Annotated in this window: 2 pseudogenes; both read left to right on the top strand. The window is 47.0% G+C overall.

The features are described from left to right. Window positions 1-425: pseudogene (locus AZ66_RS29400) on the top strand (ABC transporter permease); the annotation flags it as partial. Window positions 426-484: 59 nt separating this feature from the next. Further along, a pseudogene (locus AZ66_RS29395) lies at window positions 485-764 on the top strand (biotin/lipoyl-binding protein); the annotation flags it as partial.

The raw sequence follows: 764 nt of genomic DNA, 5'->3' as shown, positions 1-764 counted from the left end.
GAACTTCGCAATCGTCAAGACGATTGCACTTGGAATCGGCATTTTTCGTTCTGTTCATCGCCTCCATCTCGATTGTGGTGGCAATGACAATGTCCACGTATCAACGCCGCCGCCAAATCGGAATTATGAAGGTGCTCGGTGCGAATCTAAGACAGATTCGCAACATGTTCATCATTGAGGCAGCACTGCTCGGATTGGTTGGTGGATTGATTGGCGTTATGCTGTCCTACTGGATCGTATGGGGCATTAACGGGGTTGCAGCAAGTACAATGTCCGAAAGTACGGGGGATGCGATTATCTTCATCTCCTTCTCTAATATTCCGATCGGAATTACATTTGCAATCGTAACAGGCATTCTGTCGGGCATTTATCCAGCCGTCAGCGCCTCTCGTACCGATGCTCTTACCGCCATTAAGCGCGACTAACAGTCATCATTTTTACGTTGTCTGTAGAGCTGTTCCACATAGAGGAGGACATTTACCAAATGAAATCGAAAATGAAATCGATATTGAAATGGGCAATTATCATACTTATTTTAGGCGGCATCAGCTTTGGATTGTATCGTTTTGCTAACCCACCAAAGCCAGAGCTTCCGATGGACAATGCGGGTGCAATTACCTTCCCCGTTACGAAGGAAACACTTGTGAACCATATCGAAGTAAAGGGAAAGTCATCCTACGAGAAGGAAACGATCGTATACGCACCATTCGGTGCAGAAGTGAAGGAATGGGCAGTGAAGGACGGGCAGCAGGTGAAGAAGGGCG

It is taken from the genome of Paenibacillus sp. E194 (assembly GCF_000935845.1).
In the GTDB taxonomy this organism is placed as follows: Bacteria; Bacillota; Bacilli; order Paenibacillales; family Paenibacillaceae; genus Paenibacillus_B; species Paenibacillus_B alvei_B.
This window is presented reverse-complemented; position numbering and strand designations above follow the sequence as displayed.